This is a genomic window from Pedobacter sp. R-06 (assembly GCF_049913135.1).
In the GTDB taxonomy this organism is placed as follows: Bacteria; Bacteroidota; Bacteroidia; order Sphingobacteriales; family Sphingobacteriaceae; genus Pedobacter.
Genome location: NZ_CP183977.1, coordinates 798,154 through 821,914, shown reverse-complemented (window position 1 = coordinate 821,914; position 23,761 = coordinate 798,154). Strand labels below are relative to the sequence as shown.

At 37.8% G+C, this 23,761-nt stretch carries 19 protein-coding genes; 13 read left to right on the top strand and 6 right to left on the bottom strand.

Annotated features, from left to right (window positions below):
* Window position 1: 1 nt before the first annotated feature.
* The 3 genes from ACN9MR_RS03460 to ACN9MR_RS03450 all read right to left on the bottom strand — a co-directional run bounded on the left by ACN9MR_RS03460 (window position 2) and on the right by ACN9MR_RS03450 (window position 3,246).
* Complete coding sequence (locus tag ACN9MR_RS03460) at window positions 2–463, bottom strand: redoxin domain-containing protein (protein WP_426328247.1); 462 nt, start codon at window positions 461–463, stop codon at window positions 2–4.
* A gap of 66 nt (window positions 464–529) precedes the next feature.
* On the bottom strand, window positions 530–1,447 hold the full coding sequence (locus ACN9MR_RS03455) for a DUF58 domain-containing protein (RefSeq protein ID WP_426328246.1): 918 nt from the start codon (window positions 1,445–1,447) through the stop codon (window positions 530–532).
* A 581-nt stretch (window positions 1,448–2,028) separates the two neighbouring features.
* Entirely contained in the window at window positions 2,029–3,246 is a 1,218-nt protein-coding gene (locus ACN9MR_RS03450; protein WP_426328245.1) for a PQQ-dependent sugar dehydrogenase, read from the bottom strand.
* Between the two features lie 279 nt (window positions 3,247–3,525).
* On the opposite strand from ACN9MR_RS03450, the gene ACN9MR_RS03445 reads away from it, so the two are divergent.
* Window positions 3,526–5,889 (top strand): TonB-dependent receptor domain-containing protein, encoded by a 2,364-nt coding sequence (locus ACN9MR_RS03445; protein WP_426328244.1) that lies wholly within the window; start codon window positions 3,526–3,528, stop codon window positions 5,887–5,889.
* A 121-nt stretch (window positions 5,890–6,010) separates the two neighbouring features.
* On the opposite strand, the gene trxA is transcribed toward ACN9MR_RS03445, so the two are convergent.
* Together trxA and dnaE are read right to left on the bottom strand one after the other, a co-directional pair.
* Window positions 6,011–6,331 carry a thioredoxin gene (gene trxA, locus ACN9MR_RS03440; protein WP_086545184.1) on the bottom strand — a complete coding sequence of 107 codons (321 nt, stop codon included), beginning with the start codon at window positions 6,329–6,331 and terminating at the stop codon, window positions 6,011–6,013.
* 155 nt (window positions 6,332–6,486) lie between these two features.
* Window positions 6,487–10,920, bottom strand: coding sequence for a DNA polymerase III subunit alpha (gene dnaE / locus ACN9MR_RS03435; protein WP_426328243.1), 4,434 nt, complete (start codon window positions 10,918–10,920; stop codon window positions 6,487–6,489).
* A gap of 453 nt (window positions 10,921–11,373) precedes the next feature.
* On the opposite strand from dnaE, the gene ACN9MR_RS03430 reads away from it, so the two are divergent.
* The 10 genes from ACN9MR_RS03430 (at window position 11,374) to ACN9MR_RS03385 (ending at window position 19,519) form a co-directional block, all read left to right on the top strand.
* Window positions 11,374–11,862: a hypothetical protein gene (locus ACN9MR_RS03430; protein ID WP_426328242.1), complete on the top strand. Its 489-nt coding sequence runs from the start codon at window positions 11,374–11,376 to the stop codon at window positions 11,860–11,862.
* A 504-nt stretch (window positions 11,863–12,366) separates the two neighbouring features.
* The gene (locus tag ACN9MR_RS03425; protein ID WP_426328241.1) at window positions 12,367–13,305 is read left to right on the top strand and encodes a malate dehydrogenase; all 939 of its coding nucleotides are present in this window, start codon (window positions 12,367–12,369) and stop codon (window positions 13,303–13,305) included.
* A gap of 142 nt (window positions 13,306–13,447) precedes the next feature.
* A complete protein-coding gene (locus ACN9MR_RS03420) occupies window positions 13,448–13,873 on the top strand; it encodes an aspartyl protease family protein (protein WP_426328240.1) in 426 nt (141 codons plus the stop codon).
* Between the two features lie 64 nt (window positions 13,874–13,937).
* On the top strand, window positions 13,938–14,381 hold the full coding sequence (locus ACN9MR_RS03415) for a hypothetical protein (protein ID WP_426328239.1): 444 nt from the start codon (window positions 13,938–13,940) through the stop codon (window positions 14,379–14,381).
* Entirely contained in the window at window positions 14,362–14,757 is a 396-nt protein-coding gene (locus ACN9MR_RS03410) for a group III truncated hemoglobin (protein ID WP_426328238.1), read from the top strand. Before ACN9MR_RS03415 ends, ACN9MR_RS03410 begins: the two co-directional genes overlap by 20 nt.
* Before the next feature lie 63 nt (window positions 14,758–14,820).
* Complete coding sequence (locus ACN9MR_RS03405; RefSeq protein ID WP_426328237.1) at window positions 14,821–15,357, top strand: SRPBCC family protein; 537 nt, start codon at window positions 14,821–14,823, stop codon at window positions 15,355–15,357.
* A 242-nt stretch (window positions 15,358–15,599) separates the two neighbouring features.
* Entirely contained in the window at window positions 15,600–16,277 is a 678-nt protein-coding gene (locus tag ACN9MR_RS03400; protein WP_215125835.1) for a response regulator transcription factor, read from the top strand.
* Entirely contained in the window at window positions 16,277–17,629 is a 1,353-nt protein-coding gene (locus tag ACN9MR_RS03395) for an ATP-binding protein (RefSeq protein WP_426328236.1), read from the top strand. Before ACN9MR_RS03400 ends, ACN9MR_RS03395 begins: the two co-directional genes overlap by 1 nt.
* A 440-nt stretch (window positions 17,630–18,069) precedes the next feature.
* Window positions 18,070–18,567, top strand: coding sequence for a hypothetical protein (locus ACN9MR_RS03390; protein WP_426328235.1), 498 nt, complete (start codon window positions 18,070–18,072; stop codon window positions 18,565–18,567).
* A gap of 25 nt (window positions 18,568–18,592) precedes the next feature.
* The gene (locus tag ACN9MR_RS03385; RefSeq protein ID WP_426328234.1) at window positions 18,593–19,519 is read left to right on the top strand and encodes a bestrophin family protein; all 927 of its coding nucleotides are present in this window, start codon (window positions 18,593–18,595) and stop codon (window positions 19,517–19,519) included.
* A 368-nt stretch (window positions 19,520–19,887) separates the two neighbouring features.
* Here ACN9MR_RS03385 and gyrB read toward each other — a convergent pair whose 3' ends face one another.
* Window positions 19,888–21,846 (bottom strand): DNA topoisomerase (ATP-hydrolyzing) subunit B, encoded by a 1,959-nt coding sequence (gene gyrB / locus ACN9MR_RS03380; protein ID WP_426328233.1) that lies wholly within the window; start codon window positions 21,844–21,846, stop codon window positions 19,888–19,890.
* Between the two features lie 633 nt (window positions 21,847–22,479).
* Here gyrB and ACN9MR_RS03375 point away from each other — a divergent pair.
* Together ACN9MR_RS03375 and ACN9MR_RS03370 are read left to right on the top strand one after the other, a co-directional pair.
* Window positions 22,480–23,079: an OmpH family outer membrane protein gene (locus ACN9MR_RS03375; protein WP_029279685.1), complete on the top strand. Its 600-nt coding sequence runs from the start codon at window positions 22,480–22,482 to the stop codon at window positions 23,077–23,079.
* An 83-nt stretch (window positions 23,080–23,162) separates the two neighbouring features.
* Entirely contained in the window at window positions 23,163–23,639 is a 477-nt protein-coding gene (locus ACN9MR_RS03370) for a nucleoside deaminase (protein ID WP_426328232.1), read from the top strand.
* Window positions 23,640–23,761: the final 122 nt, after the last annotated feature.

The window sequence follows — 23,761 nt, the reverse complement described above, 5'->3', positions numbered from 1 at the left end:
CTTATTTCTTATTTAATTCCTCCAACGCATCTAAAATTCCGTCAGCGCCAGGGTTAACCGCTATTGGCGACAAATAACTCCAGGCAATTTTCCCTTCCTTATCAATCACAAAAAGTGCCCTTTTGCTTTCGCCAAGTTCTTCATCATACACGCCGTAAGCCTTTGACACGGCTCCTTTTGGTTCAAAATCTGCCAATAAGGGGAAATGTAGCTTTCTATTTTCTTCAAAAGCGAGATGACACCAAACACTATCAACAGAAACACCAAAAATCTGTGCATCATACTTGTTAAAATATTTTAGCATTTCATTATAAAGTGCCATTTGGTCGCTGCATACGGGGCTCCAATCGGCAGGATAGAAAGCCAGGATAACATTTTTACCTTTAAAATCTTTAAGTTTTATTTTCTGATCGGGAGTAGCATTCAATTCGAAATCTGGTGCTGTAGCGCCTTTTTCTAACATATTAGGGAGTTTAAAATTTAAATCATTTATTAAACAACGCTAAATCTGCGTTGTTTGCAACAAATTTTAGCCTATTTTTTGCCTTTTGATTAAGTACGACTGAAGGACAGGGTAAAATCCATCGTTCATATCGGCATCAATTAAGTCGATTTTATATTGGGCGCATTTTAGTGCAATCTGCTGTCGATAAGTAGAAACTGCTGCTGTATAATTCTCTTTTACCTGGTTGGTATGTACTTTAATCGTTTCGCCGGTTTCCATATCGATAAACTGGTATGGGCGGTTCTCAAAATTAAAATCAACTTCTTTTGATTTATCTACCACGTTAAAAACGACTACTTCGTGTTTGTTGAATTTTAAATGCTGCAGGGCATCAAAAAAACCGTCCGTTTTATCTGTACTGGTTTGTGTATTAAAAAGATCACTAAAAACAATTACCAATGAACGTTTATGAATTAATTCGGCCACCTGATGCAAAGCTTCGCTTAAATTAGTCTGTGCATTTACCTTGGGTTTATGTAAAAGTTCTTCTAATTTTGTAAACAAATATTTCTGATGTACGGTAGTAGACTTTGCCGGCGAATTTAACAGTATTTCATCCGTAAACAAGCTTAAACCAAAGGCATCGCGCTGTTTCTTCAGCAGGTACATTAATGATGCGGTTGCCTGTATGGAGAAAATCAGTTTGTTGTTTTTAGGTTCGGGAAAGTACATCGATGAGGAAACATCAATCACAAATTGGCAGCGCAAATTTGTTTCTTCTTCGAAACGTTTGCTATAAAGTTTATCGGTTTTGGCGTATAATTTCCAGTCGATGTTTTTAACATTATCGCCATTATTATACTGGCGATGTTCTGCAAATTCGACCGAAAAGCCATGAAATGGACTTTTGTGCAACCCGGTAATAAAACCTTCTACTACTTGCTGTGCAAGCAATTCTAAATTACCATAGCTTGTTTCGTTTTCGTAGTTTACAGCCTGCATATCGTAAAGCTAATAAAAGATTTATTAAAAAAAATTAAAAAAGTACCCAAGACTTTCGAAGTTTCAAAGGTCCAAGCACCGGCTAACTACAAACTGTGAATTGCAAATTGATATGGGCGTTCCCCAAGCTTCGCAAGGGTCGGGCTTTGCAGGGCTACGCTGCACTTCGGTACCGATGAAGGATCGGTACTGAACCCTTACAATCCCTAACGCAAAAACCCATTGCTTGAAAGACATTCAAGATTTAGATGGCACTGCTCCGTGCTGCAATCCATGGTGAATAAACCCGATGGTAGTGAGCATCCTGATCCTTCATCAGGATAAAGCGGACAGCGGGACTGAAAATGCCATGAAAAACTGAACCACCGTTTCCAAAAAACAAATAAGATCGTTCAAAACAAAATATCCCGGACTCAATAAATGAATTCGGGATTAAAGAAGATTGTATCATAAAGACAATTTCTCGGCAGATTTTGTCATGTTGAGCCTGTCGAAACACATGCGAGTGTATTTACCTAGGTCCTTCGACAAGCTCAGGATGACAATTGATATTTATGATACATCCTCCAGCTTAAATAATTTTACTTCTTAGCTATTCTAAACAAATGGCCATTATCGGTTACAGAATAAAGCGCTCCATCCTTTCCTTCTACCATATCGCGGAAACGTTCTCCTTTACCTTCCAGCAACCGCTCTTCACCAACAATTTTATCATCTTTTATCACCAATCTGATAATATGCGAACCACCCAAACCGCCTACAAATAAATTCCCTTTCCATTCGGCAATGCTATTGCTGTTATAAAACGCAATACAGCCAGGTGAAATACTTGGATTCCAGTAATAAACAGGCTGCTCCATGCCTTCTTTCTGTTGAATACCATCGCCTACTTTTTTGCCACTATATTCTGTTCCGTAAGTGATAATTGGCCAACCATAATTTTTGCCTGGTTTAATAATATTCACCTCATCGCCACCTTTAGGGCCAAATTCGGCTTCCCATAAATCACCGGTTAAAGGATTAATGGCTAAACCATCTGGATTCCGCAATCCATAGGCATAAATTTCCGGTTTGGCATCTGCTTTGCCAGCAAAGGGCCCATTTGCCACTGCTTTACCATCGGTAGTCAGGTGTAAAATTTTACCTAAAGAAGAATTTAAATACTGCGCCTGAATTCTGATATCGCTACCAGAACGTTCGCCGGTACTTACAAATAAATTACCGTTTTTATCGAAGACAATTCTTGAACCATATTGAAGTTTACCGCCGTAAGCTGGTGTAGCGCGATAAATAATGGTTTGGTTCTCTATTGTAGTTTCATTAGCTGCTAATTTACCTTTGGCAATGGCCAGTAACACGCCTTTATCCTGAGGCTCTGAATAAGCCCAATAAATCATTCTATTTTTAGCAAAATTCGGATCTAAGGTTACATCTAATAAACCGCCCTGGCCAGACGGATCTACCTTGGGTAAACCGGTTATCTTTTTGCTTAATTTCCCATCAGGAGTAAGGATTACCATTGTACCCTGTTTTTGTGTAATTAAAAAACCGCCATTTGGAAGAACTGAAATGGCCCAAGGATTTTCTAACTTTTCATTAATAATCGTAATATCCAGAGGGGTTTTGGTCTTTACACCTGCAATTCGGGTCTGCCCTGCAAATGCTGGCTTATAATCTGCTGATGGTTCGTTAGTTTCAACAGGGTTTTGCGCCGATACACATGCAATATTTGCACAGTTTAGGATTAAACCTGCCAATAAAATACCTAGAGTTTTATTGTTAAATAGGTTAATAGACATGATTGTTAGTTTTTTATTAAAGAAACAAAAATAAGTTTATAACAAAAAGTCTGTGATAGTAATATTACTGTTAAAAGGTCTAAAAACTTCTCTTAAAACTAAAAAAAACAAGTCCAATTTATCACATTTTATAATTCGAGCCTGTTTAAAAATCAATTAAATGGAGTACTTATATTAAAAATTGGGTATAAACACCCGATTTAAGCGCATTTACGTGATTTTGTTGAGTGCAACGTTTTCGGATTGATAGTGTCCTATCTGTAAAATCAAATTATTTATATGAAGCTATTTTATAAAAGAGGTATACTAAGCTCTCTTTTGTTTTTCGTCATAACGTATCATAGTACAGCACAAACAATTTCCGGCAGGGTAAAAGAAACAAAGGGTATTGGAATTGAAAATGCAACTGTGGCACTTTTAAACATTACAGATTCGACTGTCGTAAAATATGGGGTAAGCAACAAAGAAGGTTATTTTGAGCTCAATAATTTAAGCAGGGGCATATTTAAAATTAAAATTTCGTGTTTAGGTTATCATACTCAATTATTAAAAGATATTAAGTTTGATGGTTCTTCAGTTAAATTAACAGATATCATTCTTGGCACAAAAGATAAAGAACTGCAAGAAGTAACTGTTGAGGCTAAAAAACCTCTTCTTGAACGAAAGGTTGACCGATTAATATTTAATCTAAACAATACCATCATGGCTAACGGTGCTTCTCTCTTTGAGGCCTTACAGGTTGCGCCTCTTTTAATAGTCTCCGAAAACAGTATATCTATGGTTGGCAAAGGGAGTATGGGAGTTATGGTTAATGAAAAAATCATCAATTTAGGGGGAACTGACTTGGTAAACTACCTAAAAACCTTCCGATCTGAAAATATAGAAAAAATTGAAATCATAACCACCCCACCGGCAAAATATGAGGCCCAGGGGAATGGTGGTTTGATTAATATTGTTTTAAAGAAAAACGAATCTTTAGGCTGGCGCGGATCAGTAAGTTCAACATACCATCAAAATACCTATGGATCGTACAACAACAATCTAGCACTTTTTTTTCGATCAAAAAAAGTTAACAGCTCTTTTACATTTAACCAATCAAACTACCGCAGCATTATTAAAGAATCTGTCGATATAACCGGGCGTCCCAGCGAGATTCTAAGCAATGAGCAACGCTTGGGAAACTCCCCTGGTTTACAAGCAGGCTTAAGCATTGATTATGAAATAAATAAACACAACAACATTGGGCTTATATATAATATTTCAGACAACAAATCGAATACAAGCTTTAGTAACAACTATAGCTTTATTACAGGTAACACTCTTGACTCGGTTTTAAATACTACAGGAAAATTTTCAAGGCCGTTATTTACACAGACTTTCAATCTATACCATGATTTAAAGCTCGATTCAAATGGAAAAAAATTGAATAGTTCTGTTAATTTTTTTACAAACACACCTGAAATGAAAAATGATTTTGTTTCTGAGTCTGAAAATACATATGCCAGTATTCGGAATAATAACTTTTCAAAATACAATATCTGGTCATTTCAATCAGATTTAACATTACCTTATAAATGGGCCAAAATAGAAACGGGTATTAAGCTCGCTAATTTTAATAACAATGCTAATGTTGAATACTATAATTATATCCAAGAAGATTTCTTGTTAGATGAAATACGTAGTAACAAATTCAATTATGCCGAAAATATTCTGGCCGCCTATTTCAGTATGGAATCCGAACTATCAAAAAAGTGGACAGCTAAAGCAGGGTTACGCTATGAGTATACTATGATGGATGTATATTCGCCTACCTTAGATCAGCGCAACAAAGGTAATTACGGCGCTTTATTCCCTACAGCTTATATCGTTTACAAAGCCAACGAGGTTCATACTTTTTCGTTAAACTATTCCAGGAGGATAAACCGACCAAGTTTGAACGCCTTAAACCCTTTTGCCTATTACACAAATATTTATACTTATTCTACCGGAAATGCATTGCTCTTACCTTCATACAGTAATAATATTGAATTTAACTACCTATACAAAGGCATGTTTTCTTTTACTGTATTTACACAACATATCAGCGATATAATTTCGAACCTTACAACGGTTAATGGCCCAGCAGTGGTAACCAGTAGAGGGAATTTTCTGACTCAGGATAATCTTGGGGTCTACGTATCTTTTAATCGGTCATTATTTAAATGGTGGGACAATAGCATTTCTGCCTCTTTTTCATATGCATCACCAAAATCTAAAATAGAAGCAATCAGCGCTCCAAATGGAACTGCTGCCTCATTCAGTGTCAATAATAGTTTCAAGGCAACTAACCAGTTAAGTTTTTATTTGAATTACAGCCAAAACCTTCCATCAACTGATAGAAATGTTTACAGCTACAGTCAACGTAGTTTGAGAACCGGGGCTAGGATAAAATTATTTAACAACAATTTGATCATCAGCCCAGCTTTTTTTATTGGCACAGTAAATAAATATGAAATTCGCTTTGTCGATTTTGTACAAACCGTAAAAACAGACTATAATTATAAAACCTTTAGTCTTGGTATTACCTACTCATTCGGGAGATCAAAGGTTTCCGGAAATAACAAAGACATCCGTTTTGATGAGAAAAGAAGAGCTCAACAGTAAAAATGATTTAAGAATATGATAAATTTAGTTCTAAACGAAAAAACCCAAATCCATCAAATGAACTTGGGTTTTAAATATGTTACAAGCCTTTAGGCTTTGGTTTTTCTGCTTTAAGCTTAAACTAAACCAATTGTTTGTTTAATTTTTCTGCTAATACTGATTTTGGAACAGCACCAACTTGTTTATCTACAACCTGACCATCTTTAAAGTATAATAAAGCAGGGATGTTACGGATACCAAACTGCATTGAAATTTGAGGGTTGTTATCAACGTTTACTTTTCCAACTACCGCTTTGCCATCATATTCTTTAGCGATTTCTTCTACTACTGGACCAACCATGCGACAAGGGCCACACCATTCTGCCCAAAAATCTACTAATACGGGTTTATCTGATTTTAATACAAGCTCCTCGAAGTTTGCATCTGTGATTTCTAATGCCATAATTATTTTTTTTATGTTCAAATATATGTATTCAATTGTAATGCCAACCCATTGGTAATGTCAATTTGACATTATTTTGAGGTAGAGGGCTTAAAGGTGAAAGGTATAAGGTTTAGGCGCTATAACCTTCCACCTTAAACCTTAGGCCTTATACCTTAGTTTAACTTGTAATTTACAACATTAAGTCCGAGTAATTGTTCCAAAAATTTATTGTTTGGGTTTATTTTAAGATTTTTGGATGGCATATCCAACATAATCTCCTTTTCCCGGTCAAAAATAGCGAAGTTAAGTTGGCAGTTTTGTTGCTCGGAGTTTGCCTTATTGTCTGCTAATATGGCTTCAATCTCGCGCATCAGTTGATCGTTAACCCGCTCAATCGGCACCTGGATCGTTAAACTTTTAGCTAATTTATCCCTCAGCTCAGACATTAAGTTAATTGAGGTGATTTTAAACTCCCAATCGCCAGCTTTACCGAAACGCTCACCAACCCTGCCTCTAATCTGCAAGAAATATCCTTCGGTTAAAAACGATTTAAATTTTAAAAAATCTTCTCCGAACAAGGCCATTTCACTTGCATCGTCATAATCTTCGAAAACAAAAGTACCAAATGGCTTACCTGTTTTGGTAATTCGCTGTGATGCGGTTACCACAAGTCCGCCTACGCAGAGCTCACGGTTTTTCAGCTTTTCGAACTCGGCCAAAACCTCTTCATTATTATCGCCCATACGCACCTTGTTGATTACGCTCAGCTGCTTAACACCGTGTGTACAGAATTTATCGAGCTCCAGTTTATAATTATCTAAAGGGTGGCCAGAGAGAAAAATCCCAATGGCATCTTTTTCGTATTTTAACCTGTCCATTAGTGCCCATTCTGGCGAAACTGGCAAGCTTGGTTCTAAAATAAGATCGGCTTTAGAGCCACCGAATAAGGAAGCTTGTGACGTACTTTCATTGTTCTGAAAATCGTTGGCATATTTGATAATCTTTTCAATGCCATTCATTTTATCGTTCGGGCCAATATAAAAATACTGTGCCCTATGACCTCCAAATGCATCGAAAGCACCGCTGTATACAAAACTCTCGTAAGCTTTTTTATTTACAATGCGGGTGTTAGAACGTTTGGCAAAATCGTACACATTACTGTAAGGCCCATTTGCCAGTCTTTCTTCAATAATGCTTTCTACCGCCTTTTCACCAACACCTTTTACTGCCGACATACCGAAGCGGACTTCGCCCCTGGCATTTACTGAGAATTTCAGGTCAGATTCGTTCACATCCGGGCCTAATACCGTAACACTCATCTGGCGACACTCTTCCATAAAGAAAGCCACCTGTTTAATATCACTCATGTTATTGGACAGTACAGCAGCCATATATTCGGCAGGGTAATGTGCTTTTAAGTATGCAGTTTGATAGGCAATCCATGCATAACAGGTAGAGTGCGATTTGTTGAAAGCGTAAGATGCAAATGCTTCCCAATCTTTCCATATTTTTTCTAAAGTTGCGGCATCATGACCTTTCTCGGCCGCTTGTTTCACAAACTTTGGCTTCATTTTATCCAGAACGTCTTTCTGTTTCTTACCCATCGCCTTACGTAGCACGTCAGCCTCACCTTTGGTAAATCCAGCTAGTTTCTGTGATAAAAGCATTACCTGTTCTTGATAAACGGTAATTCCATAGGTTTCTTTCAAATACTCTTCGCAGGCATCTAAATCGTACTTGATTTCTTCTTCGCCATTTTTACGGCGAACAAAACTTGGAATATACTCCATCGGGCCCGGGCGATATAGTGCGTTCATCGCAATTAAATCGTCGAAAACCGTTGGTTTCAGCTCCTTCATGTATTTCTGCATCCCCGGGCTCTCATACTGGAAAATCCCGATGGTTTCACCACGCTGGAAAAGCTCATAGGTTAATACATCATCAATAGGAAAATTATCCGGATCGAGATCGATACCAAAGCGTTTTTTAACCAATTTTACGGTATCTTTTATCAGGGTAAGGGTTTTTAAACCCAAAAAGTCCATTTTTAATAAACCCGCGCTTTCTACAACCGAGTTATCAAATTGGGTAACATATAGATCAGAATCTTTTGCAGTAGAAACGGGAACGAAATTGGTAATATCGCTTGGCGTAATAATTACCCCGCAGGCATGAATACCGGTGTTCCGTAAAGAGCCCTCTAAAATCTGTGCCTGTTGAATAGTTTCGGCACTCAAATCTTTTAATGCGCCAAGATTTTTCAATTCAACAACGCGTTCATATTCATCAGGGCGCAAAGCTTCTTTCAATGTTTTCTCATCCAAGGTAAAGATTTTTGCGAGCTTCATATTCGGGATCAGCTTGGCAATCTTATCTGCTTCAAAAAGAGGCAAATCTAACACCCTCGCTGTATCGCGGATAGAAGATTTGGCGGCCATGGTTCCATAAGTGATAATCTGCGCCACCTGGCTGGAACCGTATTTGCCAATTACGTATTCCATTACACGGCCACGGCCCTCATCGTCAAAATCGATATCAATATCGGGCATGGATACACGATCGGGATTTAAGAAACGCTCAAAAAGGAGATCGTACTTAATGGGATCGATATTCGTGATCCATAAACAATAAGCCACCACCGATCCGGCTGCAGAACCACGGCCAGGGCCTACCGAAACATCCCTGCGGCGGGCTTCGGCAATAAAATCCTGTACAATTAGGAAATAACCCGGATAACCGGTTTTTTCAATGGTCTGTAATTCGAAATCTAAACGTTCGATAACCTCAGGGGTTAATACGCCATAACGTTTCTTGGCCCCCTCATAAGTAAGATGACGCAAAAATTTATTTTCTCCGCGTTTTCCTCCGTCGGCTTCATCTTCCGCCACTAAAAATTCGTCTGGAATATCAAATTTAGGTAAGAGTACTTCACGGGCAAGTTTGTAGATTTCGATCTTATCTACAATTTCTTTAATATTTACAATCGCCTCCGGCAAATCGGCAAAAAGCGATTTCATTTCATCACCAGATTTGAAATAATATTCTTGATTGGGCAAACCATAACGGTAACCGCGACCACGGCCAATTGGTGTCGCTTGTTTTTCGCCATCTTTTACACAAAGCAAAATATCGTGTGCATTCGCATCCTTCTTGTTAATGTAATAGGTATTATTGGTAGCTACCAATTTAACAGCATGTTTTCTAGCCAGTGCAATCAACGATTCATTTACACGGTCTTCATCTTCCTGGTTGTGGCGCATTACCTCCACATAGAAATCATCGCCAAACATGTTCTTCCACCAGATCAGCGCTTCTTCAGCCTGGGTTTCGCCCATGTTTAAAATTTTGTTCGAAATCTCCCCGGATAGGTTACCCGATAAAACAATAATATCATCTTTATACTGTTCAATTACCTCCCTATCAATACGTGGAACGTAATAAAAGCCTTTAGTATAAGCGATAGAAGACATTTTAGCTAGATTATGATAGCCTTTTTTATTCTTCGCCAACAGTACCATCTGGTAACCATTATCTTTTGCGGTCCGGTCTAAGTGATTATTACAAACAAAAAATTCTACCCCAACAATGGGTGTCATTACCACTTCTGTTGGGCGTTCGCCTGCCTCAATTGCAGCAGCATTTTTTGCTTCGGCAGCTTTGTTATGGTTTAAAACATGGTTTACAAAGTGAAAAGCCCCCATCATATTCGCATGATCGGTCATGGCTACCGCAGGCATTTTTTGTGCTGCCGCGGCTTTTACCAGATCGGGAATACTGATGGTACTTTGCAATACCGAAAACTGTGTATGGTTGTGTAAATGTACAAAGGTTGCTGCAGCAAGTTCCTGTTTGTTCCCTGCAAGTTCCTGTTTCGAAATTCCCCCACCTTCAGTTTTTTGTAAACGCTTACGGATTTCATCAGAAGCAGCTTTTAAATTGATGTGCTTTAAACCAATTCCTTCAATCGTAGCTGGGTTTACCTCTCTAAAACGAGGAAAATATTCTACGTCAACCTGTAGCTCTTCTTTCTTAAAAACCTCTCTTTTTACCAATTCTAAGAAACAGCGTGTAGTTGCTTCCACGTCGGCAGTTGCGTTGTGGGCTTCGTTAAAAGGAACACCAAACAGATAAGCGTGTAACTCGGTTAAGGTTGGCAGTTTAAATCTTCCGCCCCTACCTCCGGGCAATTGTAAAAGCTGGGCGGTAACTTCTGTACAGGTATCCAAAACCGGCATTTCTGCCAAGCGGTTGGCCACACCAAAACGGTGAAACTCACAGCCCATAATGTTTACGTCGAAACCAACATTCTGGCCTACAATAAACTTGGCTTTATCTAAAACTTCGTTAAACTTGGCCAGCATTTCATCGAAACCAATACCTTGTTCGGCAGCTAATTCAGTAGAAATGCCATGGATCCGTTCTGCATCGTAAGGAATATTAAATCCCTCTGGTTTAACCAGATAATCCTGATGTTCAACCAATCTCCCCATCTCATCGTGCAGTTGCCATGCAATTTGTATACAACGCGGCCAATTATCCGTATCGGTAATGGGGGCGTTATAATTACGTGGCAAACCAGTGGTTTCGGTATCAAAAATTAAGTACATATTGTGCGGCAAAGAATTAACCGTTGTAGAATAATAACGGTTCTTCAAAAATAAGGAATTTGAGGGTTGAAGTTGTCAGGATTTTATCAACAAAAATATGGCGATCAAACCTATCTGATTTTAAAAGCCCCATAGGTTTTTTAAAGCATTAATCCCGAACTCATTACCATTTTATTTTTTTTTGAATGAGTGTTTCGGTTTTTCATCGGGCTTTCAGTCCCGCTACACGCTTTAATCGTTGCACTACGTGTTCGCTTTTATCGGGTTTAGCTAACACAAGTCTGTGGTCAACACTTAAAAAGCCACAGTCAAATACTATAAAAAACAACAGAATAGTGCTTAAATAGGAGACTTTCCCCGTCAATCGGTTCTAAATTGCAAAAACCTGTTGCTTAAGCCTCTGTAAAACATCTAAGATAAATGCTACATTAGCATATCTAAATCGATCATCTTATGAAAACTTACATCAATAGATTCATTGTACTTTCTAGCTTTTTCCTGTTAGTCGGCGGTTTTGCCGCAGATGAAACCTCTGTAAACAAAAATGACCCAGAAAGCGAAATCTGTAATAAAACCATTAAGTATACCACCAACAAACTGCTAGGGCCAAACGGTGAAGAAATAACTGCGCCAACAGAAATAACAATTAACCCAACTACAAAGGTTATTACCTTAGAGAGCACTCCACCAGATCAGGAAAAAGTTTTGTTCGAAACGAAGATTGAAAGTATTGAATGTTCTTTTAGCAAAAAACTAGTATCAGGCAAAGCTTATTACAAAGGATATATTCTACAACAAGATGGGAATAAAAGCCCTGCTGAAATCGTATTGGAAGCAAAAGACGGAACAGTGAGCCTTACTTCTTATGATGAAGAAAAGCGGATTGGACTGAGAGCAATCTTTAATAAATGGGAAATAATCGAGAATAAAGAAAAACCTTAAACTAGTTATTTTTGCAATTTGGGTGATATAAGCCCATGTTACAAGTCCGTTCCTCATCTTACAGACTTTTCACTTTGTTCAGGATAGGTGGCTCCGACTGTGCTACTACCCATAGTAAATAAACCCGATCGAAGGCGGTATTCCGATATAAGCATTGCTGTTCATTATTTTTTGGCATGCTTGCTTGTTTCACAGGTTTCATCGGAATTTAGCAAAGAATGGCACTGAACTCGCCTATGAAAAACTGAACGTTATTTTAAAAAAATAATCAATGCGTCCTGTAAAGTAATGATAATGAATATCATTTACCTTCAAAGGCTTTATAATCGATATTTGAAATGGGCTTATTTCCCATAATTGTTTTTTGCTTTAATGCTTCTGCTTTTGAACACATTAAGCAAAGCATCATCAAATTATAAAGTTTTGAAAAGGATTTTTAAACCTTATATTTATTTCTACCTTCGATTAATATTTAACGATACGCAAACCATTAAAATAAAATATATGAAAGTAACGGTTGTTGGCGCAGGCGCAGTTGGTGCCACTTGTGCAGATAATATTGCCCGCAAAGAATTAGCGAACGAACTTGTCCTGTTAGATATTAAAGAGGGTTTTGCCGAGGGCAAAGCGATCGACATGATGCAAACCGCAACTCTTTTAAGTTTCGACACTAAAATCACTGGTGTAACCGGCGATTACAGCAAAACTGCTGGTTCTGACGTGGTAGTAATTACCTCAGGCTTGCCCCGCAAACCAGGGATGACACGCGAAGAACTGATCGGCATTAATGCTGGTATTGTTAAAGGTGTTGCCGAAAATATTTTAAAATACTCTCCAGAAGCGATCTTCATCGTGATCAGTAACCCAATGGATACGATGACTTATTTAGCCCTAAAGTCGTTAGGCCTGCCTAAAAACCGTATTATCGGCATGGGCGGAACGTTAGATAGCTCCCGTTTCAAATTTTATTTATCGCAAGCTTTAAATTGCAACCCTAACGATTTGCAAGGCTTTGTAATTGGCGGCCACGGCGATACCACCATGATCCCACTAACCCGTTTAGCTACCTACCAAAGTTTACCGGTTAGTAATTTATTAGATAAAGCTACGCTAGATAAAGTTGCAGCTGATACGATGGTTGGTGGTGCTACCTTAACAGGCTTAATCGGCACTTCGGCCTGGTACGCACCAGGTGCCGCAGGCGCTGCATTGGTTGAAGCGATTTTACGCGATGAGAAAAAACTGTTTACCTGTTGCGTTTCTCTTGAAGGTGAATACGGACAGGAAGATATATGTTTAGGTGTACCGGTAATTATTGGCCGTAGCGGCTGGGAAAAAATCATCGATTTTAAATTAACTGAAGATGAGCAGGTCGCATTTAACAAAAGTGCCGATGCCGTAAGGAACATGAATAGTGTACTGGCAGAAATGAAATTGGTTTAACACTAATTACATATTTATTTTTTTGCCACGGAAACACAGAACTACGGAATAGATTTATTATCCGTGTATTCCGTGCTTCTGTGGCATTTTTTTTACGCTTAAATAAGCTGTCATCCTGAACATCGTCTACGGAAATAAACAAATGAAATCAATTTCAATCCCGCTAAAACTGATAAACTTACAGGACGACGGCTTCCATCTTTTAATGGAAGTTGTTGTTTTTAAGGAAAAACATTTTGCCGTTTTAGACACTGGTGCCTCGCGGAGTGTGTTCGATAAATCGTTGATTGAGCAACACCTATCAGAAACCCTACAGGTATCTGACGAAATTAATGCTGCCACCCTTTTTACCACCACCACTACCATTCAGGCAACTATTCCTGAGTTAAAAATCGGATCGTTAAAGATCAAAAACTACGAGACAGTGGCTTTCGACCTGCAATCGGTGAGTGATACTTATCAACAATTTGGTCACCCACCTATTATGAGTATTATTGGTGGAGATATATTAATGCAATATAAAGCTGTTATTAATTACAAGAAGATGATCCTTAAGCTTTATAGATAAATGTAATTTTACTTTATGACTTTAATCATTTTTATTAAGCCATTTTAAATGATATTTGAACCTGATGAAAAAGTTAATCACGATCTTTTGTGTTATTTTCTGGGCAGGTTTAATTGGTGGAATTAGTTTTTTAGAAGCTCCATTAAAATTCCAGGCCCCAGGAATTACAATTCCACTAGGCTTAGGTATAGGGCAATTGGTTTTTCAGGCGCTCAATAAAATAGAGATCATATTATTGATTATTATTTTAGCCTGCTCCCTACCAGCACCTTTAAAAAACTTCCACAGCATTTTACTTTTCTCGGTTACCATTCTTTTAATGGCTGATACTTTTTGGTTATTGCCAATACTCGATGAAAGGGCGAGACTGGTTTTGGCCGGCAACCTACCAACTAAAAGTTATCATCATATTTTGTACATCATTGTCGATACCATCAAATTCCTCTCGTTGATTGTTCTGGGTTTTTTAGGTTTAAAATCACTGCACCATGAAAAAAGATATTCATAATAGAGAAGATATTATGCTTTTAGTGGATACATTCTACAAAAATATTGCGCTTAACAAAGAGATAGGTCCAATATTTACTGATGTTGCCAAAGTAGACTGGTCGCACCACTTACCTAAAATGTACGACTTCTGGGAAAGCATTCTCTTTGGAAAGGCCATTTACAAAGGCAACCCCATGCTTAGTCATTTTGCATTAAATGAGCAAACGCCATTACAAACTAAAGCCTTTGAGACCTGGAAAAACCTGTTCTTTCACACCGTTGATGATCTCTTTGCCGGAACTAATGCAGATCAGATTAAACAAAAAGCACAATCTATTGCCGATTTAATGCATTTTAAAATAAATTCGCCGCAATCGAAGATTAAAATTGTGTAATATTTTTTGCTTTGATTTAAGCTGCTTTCTTTATAGATTTAGTTAACCAAACTAAATCAAATTATGAAATTCCTCAAAATCTTACTAGGCATCATTGTCGTATTGGCAATAATCATTATTGTTGGTGGCTTCTTCCTGCCTAAAAGTTATACAGTAAGCAGGTCTACTGTAATCAATGCTCCAGATAGCGTAATTTACAAGAACATTGCCGACTTTAAAGAATTCTACAAATGGAACCCGTGGGCAAAAATGGAACCTTCAGCAAAAACTACCTACGGTGGTGTTGCAGGTGAGACAGGCCACATATATGAATGGAAAGGTAAAGAAACAGGAAGTGGCTACATGAAAATAAAAAGTGTAGCACCTAACAAACAGGTAGATATCGAATTAAAATTTATTGAGCCTTTTGAAAGTTTAGCGGATACAAAATTCGACATTCAGCCAGAGGGAAGTAGCAATAAGGTAACCTGGACAATGAGTGGAGAAAATAACCTGATCAGTAAATGGATGTGTGTGTTTGTGAGTATGGATAAAATGATTGGGAAAGATTTTGAAGATGGGCTAAAATATTTGAAGGAAAAATCAGAGAAAGGAATCTAAAACGCGGTGTCATCCAGAGCGGAGTTGAAAGATATGCCTCGGGGACACTGAAAACATAGCGTATTATCATGCTGAGCGCAGCAAAAATATTTTACAGCCTCTCATTTGAGAGGTTTTTTTATGATTCAATTTACTATCATCCAAACAATTGTGTCGGCTTTGCGTTAAAAAAGCATTAAAAATCAGTTAATCAGCGATTAATATTTTGTAATTCCCCATTTTTTAGATTACTTGCCAGCAAAATGAATTTATTACTTGTAGAAGATGAACCGAGCGTTGTATCTGTAATTTCGAGGGGTTTAACCGATGAAGGATTTACCGTGAGCATAGCTCCTGACGGTTTAATCGGGAAACAGATGGCTATAGAAAACCAGTTCGATCTGATTATCCTGGATATTATGCTACCTGGAATAAATGGTCTGGAACTCTGCAAAATCATTAAAGAACAAAAACCAAATACGCCTATTATTATGCTTACGGCTTTGGGTACTACAGAAAATGTGGTAAACGGATTGGATAATGGTGCAGATGATTATTTAATAAAACCATTTAAATTTGCTGAGCTTTTCGCGCGGATCAGAATGCTGTTGAGGCGATATCATGGTGTGGTTTCACAAGATCAGATTATCTCCATAGCAGACCTCCAGATTAATTTAAGCGCAAAAACGGTAAAACGGAACCAACAGGAAATTATACTTACGGCAACAGAATATCGCCTGATCGAGTATATGGCCAAAAACAAATCAAAAATTTTATCACGGATAGACATTTTAGAAAACGTTTGGGATATCGACTTTAACCTTGGCACCAATGTGGTGGATGTTTATGTTAATTATCTTCGCAAAAAAATAGATAAAAATTCTGATCAGAAACTCATCCACACTGTGGTAGGCCTGGGTTATATATTAAAAGAAAAATAATGGAGATAGCCAAGAAAATCACCTTACTTTTCGCCATTTTATCGGCAATTATTATCTCCTTATTAAGTGGTTTTGTTTGGTATTTTTCTAACGATTTCGCCTTTGAAGATTTTTATAAACGTTTAGAGGCCAGGGTTAATATTGCTGCCCAGATCAAACTGTATGAAGATGGCAACAATAAGGTTTACGCTAAAATGCGTAATCAATACCTGGAACGACTACCTTCAGAAAAAGAGTACATCATTGAAGCAGGGAAATCACCAGATAAAGTTGACCGTAAATTACCAGCAAGCTTTTATAACCGGATAAAAGCAGGGGCTATGGCGCGTTACAGAGTTGAAAATCACTTTTACGCCGGAAAATTCTTTAAAAACCCAAATAGCGGATACATTGTAATTGTTTCTGCAAATGATCCTTTTGGTTTTCGGGAGTTAAAAGACCTTCAAAGAATCTTGATTATCGGTTTTTTCCTTTCTGTTATTTTATCTTTTGTTGTGGGCTGGAAATTTTCCAATTACATGTTAATGCCGTTAAGGAATATAATTAAGAGCGTAAAAAAGATAAAGGCTGAAAATTTACACTTAAGGCTGGATGTAAAAAAAGGTAACGATGAGATGTCGCAATTGGCCCAAACCTTTAATAACATGCTTAACCGTTTAGAAACGGCTTTCGAAACGCAGAATAACTTTATTAGTAATGCCTCGCACGAGTTAAGAACACCATTAACTATTATTAGCGGAGAGGTTGAGCTAGCGATGAAGACCATTGAAGATGTAGCAAAACAGGAAAAAGCTTTAGCAAAAATTAAAGATGAGGCAGAAAGATTAGAGCATATCTTAACCAGTTTACTGGGTCTGGCACAATCTGGGTTTAATGGAAAAAACCAACCCTGGGAAGAGGTACGGATGGATGAACTGTTATGGGAAATTAAAGAATCGGTTAACCAGGTACATCCCAACAGTAAAATAGAAATCGACTTTACCAAACTTCCTGATGATGATGAATTACTGACCCTGCGGGTAAACAAAAACCTGATTAAGCTTGCCATCAGCAATATTGTAAACAATGCCTGTAAATACTCAAATGAGAATCTGGTAAACATTAGTATTGAAAGCAATGCCAATATGCTTTCTATTGCTGTAACAGATAGAGGAATTGGAATACCGCAAACAGATATACAGCACATATTCGAACCCTTTTATCGTGCATCTAACACCAATGATTTTAAAGGATATGGCGTTGGTTTACCACTTTCATTGAATATTATCCGTTTACACCGGGGTAGTATTGCTATTAAATCGCAGGAAGGAGTTGGCACTGAAATTAAGGTTTTATTACCAACGAAAAGTTAGTTCACTAGTTCATTGGTCTTTGGTTCATTAGTTGGTCAGCGATCTATTAGTTCTTGGTTGATGGCTTAGTTTTCATTTTCCATTGTTTATTGGTGTAGATTATTGGTCATTAATGTATCTTTCGTTTGATCATTAAGAAATTAAGAACATTAAGGTTTTCTAGTTCTCGTCGCTGAGCAGCAGTTACTGGTTATTAAAAAAATTGATCATCGACTGGGCTGTTTAATTGCACATCTCTCCACGATTAAACAATTTATCAATCATAAAAATCATGTTATGCATCGTGCAAATGAACTAATGACTAATGAACCAATAAAAACTGGTCACTCCAAAAGGGAGTACACTCTAATCTCATTCTAATCTTACTCTTATTTCGCTATAATAACATCGCGCTAAACTTGTATAAATAATTTTTCAATTCATTTAAACAAGATATAGCGATGAAAACAGTATTAGTACCAACCGACTTTAAATTAGAAAGCATTAAAATTATTGATGCGCTTGTTCAACATCAAAAAAATGAAACCTTAAACATCATTTTTGTACATGCCTTTAAATTATCAGATTCGATAACCGATATGTTAATGTTGAGTCGCCGCAGCCGCGATTACGAAAATGTTAGCGACGAATTTTATCAGCAGATAAATCAGGCTAAGGCAAAATACCCTAGTCAGATCAATGCCATTGGAATTGAATATTTTTACGGAAGTACAGTAGCCGCTTTCAAAAACTTTATCGAAGCTTTTGATGTAGAGCGCATTGCTTACTTAAAAGAATACAATTTTACGCCAATCAACAAGTATAGTATTGACCCTAAAATATTAACGGAACGTGCTGGCTGTGAAATAATTCAATTAAATACATTAACTGTTCATGCTAGTGAAAATTTAATTGACACAAAAATACACGAAACACAGTTACAAGAGGCAAACGCTTAATTACTCACATTTTAAACTTTATATTATGCTGTTACGAAATAATATTCCGCTCACTTATATATTCGGAAAGATCAAAAAAGAACTCCTGTTTGTTATTGGCTACTCCATAGGCATTGTAGTGTTGTATGAAAACTTTCATGTTACACGCATTTCGATTCCTGTCGCTGTACCCGCGCTACTGGGAACAATCATTTCACTTCTATTAGCGTTCCGGTCTAACCAGGCGTACGACAGATGGTGGGAGGCCAGAATTCTTTGGGGTGCTATTGTTAACGATTCGAGAACCCTGTCGCGCCAGATATTATCTTTTGTAGAAAATCCTTATGGTTTAGATGAGGTTGAGGCATTTAAAGAACGTTTTATAAAAAGGCAGATTGCCTGGTGTTATGCCTTAAGTCAATCGCTAAGAGGTTTTAACCCGCGTAAAGGTTTGGAAGAATACCTTTGTGCAGAGGAAATCGCATTTATTAAAAAACGTAAAAATGTAACTGCGACGATATTGGAGTTACATGCCATGGATTTAAAAAAGGCATTACAGGAAGGCTGGATCAATAAATACCAGCAAATAGAAATCGATAAAACGATTACAGCTTTATGCAACCACATGGGGGGATCGGAAAGAATAAAAAACACCGTTTTTCCGGTTACTTATAGTAAATACATTAACATGTCTATCCATTTATTCATCGTGTTACTGCCTTTTGGCTTAATTGAATATTTTGGTTACATGGAAGTTCCACTAGTGGTTGCCATAGCTGCTTTCTTCCTATTGGTAGAAAAAATGGCGGTCCATCTTCAGGATCCTTTCGAGAATAAGCCTACAGATACACCAACCACAACGATCTGCAGAACTATTGAACGGGATCTTTGCCAGATGCTGGATGATAATAAAATATACGAGGACAAACCTCAAACCGAATTGGCACCTGTTGGATCGTACTACATCTTGTAACCAACGCAAAAGCCTAAAAATAAGTCTCATTGCTGAGATGGTTAGTTAAGCGCAATGGCCGCTCTTTGGATAAAGAGCGGCCATTTGCAATCGTGTATAATACAAAAGCCACTCAAAAATGAGTGGCTTTGTTTTTTCTCTTGGCTCCTTAGACTTTAGAAGTTCTTTAGGTGAAGTCAGATGTTTCCATCTGACTTATGACAATTAAATTCATCCAAAATAGAAAAATTCAATACAGTGTAAGATGGTAACATCTTACACCACGATAAAGTGATCTTAATTGCAATGACGAATGTAACAAAAAACCCTCTTCAAGATTTAACTTGAGGAGGGTCTGTATCATAAAATCCCTTTTGGGGATTTAGGGATTAAGCATCAATTTTTGCATATTTCGCGTTACGCTCAATAAACTCTCTACGTGGAGCAACCTCATCGCCCATTAACATAGAGAACGTATGATCACATTCTGCAGCGCTCTCGATTGTAGCTTGTAATAAAGTACGTGTAGCAGGATTCAATGTAGTATCCCAAAGTTGTTCTGCGTTCATCTCACCCAAACCTTTGTAACGTTGGATGTGTACACTATCTTCTTTACCTGCACCTTTCAAACGTTGTACAGCTGCATCGCGCTGCACATCGTTCCAGCAATATTCAAATTCTTTACCTTTTTTAACCTGGTAAAGTGGGGGCGAAGCAATATAAACATAACCCGCTTCGATTAATGCCCTCATATAACGGTAAAAGAAAGTTAAGATCAAAGTGGTAATGTGGGAACCATCAATATCCGCATCCGTCATGATTACGATCTTATGATAACGTAATTTGGTTAAGTTTAAGGCTTTATCATCTTCTGGTGTACCAATACTCACACCGATAGCGGTAAACATGTTTTTAATCTCATCATTCTCATAGATTTTGTGCTCCATCGCTTTTTCTACGTTCAAGATTTTACCTTTTAATGGTAAAATAGCCTGAATGTTTCTATCGCGACCTTGTTTAGCGGTACCACCCGCCGAGTCACCCTCTACCAGATAAATTTCACATCTTTCCGGGTCACTATCTGAGCAATCGGCCAATTTCCCTGGTAAACCAGATCCCCCCATTACACTCTTACGCTGGACCATTTCGCGGGCTTTACGTGCCGCTGCACGTGCAGTAGCCGCTAAAATCACCTTGTTGATGATCATTTTAGCTTCTTTCGGATTTTCTTCCAAATAGTAACCTAATGCTTCACCAACAGCAACATCTACTGCTCCCATTACCTCACTGTTACCCAGTTTGGTTTTAGTTTGTCCTTCAAACTGAGGTTCCTGAACCTTTACCGAAACTACTGCGGTTAAACCTTCTCTAAAGTCATCACCAGTAATTTCCATTTTAAGGTTTTTCAATAAACCCGATTTATCAGCATAAGCTTTTAAAGTACGGGTTAAACCTCTACGGAAACCCGCAATATGTGTTCCTCCCTCGTGTGTATTAATATTATTCACATAAGAGTGAACATTTTCCGAATAACTATCGTTGTACTGAAAAGCCAATTCAACCGGAATACCATTTTTGATACCCTCGATATAAATCGGTTCAGGTAAGAAAGATGCTCTTGTTCCATCTAAAAAAGCAACAAATTCTTTTAACCCACCTTCTGAGTGGAATACTTCTGATAAGAATTTACCATCTTCTAAAACTTCACGCTCATCTGTTAACGTCAAGGTAATTCCTTTATTCAAGAAAGCCAGCTCACGTAAACGACCTGCTAAAGTATCGTATTTATATTCAGTAGTTTGTGTAAAAATGGTAGCATCAGGACTAAAAGTTACGATGGTACCGCGTTTATCGGTTTCACCCACTTCTTTAACATCGTATAAAGGTTTACCGATGTTATATTCCTGCATCCAGATTTTACCTTCACGGTGAACTTCGGCCTTTAAATGTGTAGATAAGGCGTTAACGCAACTTACCCCTACACCGTGCAAACCTCCGGATACTTTATAGGTATCTTTATCAAATTTACCACCTGCGTGTAAAACCGTCATTACGATTTCAAGCGCCGATTTATTTTCTTTTTTATTGATCCCGGTTGGAATACCCCGACCGTTATCTTCAACCCTGATGGAGTTACCTTCTAAAATTCTAACATCGATGGTATCTGCATGACCGGCCAAAGCCTCATCAATTGAGTTATCTACAACCTCGTAAACCAAATGGTGTAAACCTTTTACACCAGTATCACCTATATACATTGAAGGGCGCTTACGCACCGCTTCTAAACCTTCTAAAACCTGTATATTATCTGCCGAATAATTTGACTTTAAATCCTGTTCTTCGCTCATATTTTAATTAAAAACAATAAGTATCAAAAATACGGAAATTTTGGCATTTAACCCAATATGTGGATAAGTTTTAGGCTGTAAAAAAGCGATAAAGCTTTCTAACTAAACACTTAAGTATAAAGCCTGTTAAGGATATTTAAAATGTTTTTTTTAAAAGCAAATCGTTATTTTAAAAAGGCTTCAATCCCGCATTTTATATGCCCCAGCTTTATGTCGCCTATCAAAGTTCCTACGGAACGAAAACGCCAATATACAATTGGCTACACGAGAAACAGCCCTAAGGGTACGCTAAGGATTAACATTTCTAAACCGCCAACCGTTCCAGCAGAACGCCTCATGGGTAGAAAAAAATGAAACATTTTTTTTCCGTTCCGTAGGAACGTTTGGTGTTTGAAATTTGCTATTGCCACCCTGCAACCCCAAATAGCAATTACTGGCTGTGCCACCTAAACCCGATGGAAGCGGGCATGAAATAAAGCGGACAGCGGGTGTAACATTAATATGAAATGCCGCAATTGCTTTCCTCAATCAAAAAACCATTGGTATTTTACAATCGCTTATATTTATCGGATCGGCTTTAAATTGGATATAAAAACTAATTTATATAAGTTTGCTAAAATTTATTAAACAAGAATGGAAAGAAGAACCTTTAAAACCTTTGGTTTACTTGCAACAGCAACTTTGATAACTGCTTTCTCTGCATGCCAGAACAAAGACACTAAAACTACTGAAACTAAAAAAACAGAGGGTACTACTGCAGCGGTTTCTCAAACTGAGAAAATTGTGTATGTAAACTCCGACTCGTTACTTACAAAATATGAATACTTCAAAGACCTGAAAGTGAAATTTGAAGGTAAGACCAAAAATGCTCAGGCAGACATGCAGGCTAAAGGCCAGGCTTTTCAAAGAGAAGTTGCACAATATCAACAATCGGCACAAACTTTATCTGCCGATCAACGTAAAAGTACTGAAGAGCGTTTAGCACGTAAACAACAAGAACTGCAAACTTACCAACAAAATGCTGGTGGTGCTTTACAGAATGAGCAAGCTGCTGAGAATGAAAAACTTTATGATAAAGTGGCTGATTACTTAAAAGGCTACGCTAAGGAAAAAGGTTATAAAATGGTTTTAACTTACTCAAAAGGTAACAGTGCTATTTTATTTGCCGACGAGAGTTTAGATGTTACTTCAGAAGTAATTAAAGGCTTAAACGCAGAATACAGCAAAAAATAAGCGAATAGGGATTAAAATATTAGATGCCTCGTATAAATCGGGGCATTTTTTTTGTGCTGTTTTTTATAAAAGATCAAACTAATATGGACAATCAACATCAGGAATATATGCGGATGGCAATCGAGTTATCTGTACAAAATGTAAGTGAAAGCATTGGTGGGCCTTTTGGAGCTGTAGTGGTAAAAGATGGGAAGTTGATTGCCAAATCGGCAAATAAGGTAACCTCTACCAACGATCCAACTGCGCATGCGGAGGTTTCGGCCATTAGGCTGGCCTGTACCGAGTTGAATACATTCGATTTAAGCGGCTGTGTAATTTACACCAGCTGTGAACCTTGCCCTATGTGTTTAGGCGCAATTTATTGGGCCAGAATTGATACAATTTATTATGCAAATACCAAGGCTGATGCCGAGCACATTGGTTTTAGTGATAAATTTATCTACGAAGAGCTGGATAAGCCTATGGAAAACAGGAGCCTGCCGGTTATTCAACTGATGCGCGATGAAGCTTTAGCAGCCTTTAAACTATGGGAAACTTCACCAATGAGGATAGAGTATTAAATAAAAAGAGGTTGTATCATAAAAGCGTTTCACCTCAGATACTGTCATGTTGAGCCTGTCGAAACACCTTAAAGCGGATTTAAGCAGGTCCTTCGATAAGCTCTCCACAGGAGTCCTTTGGA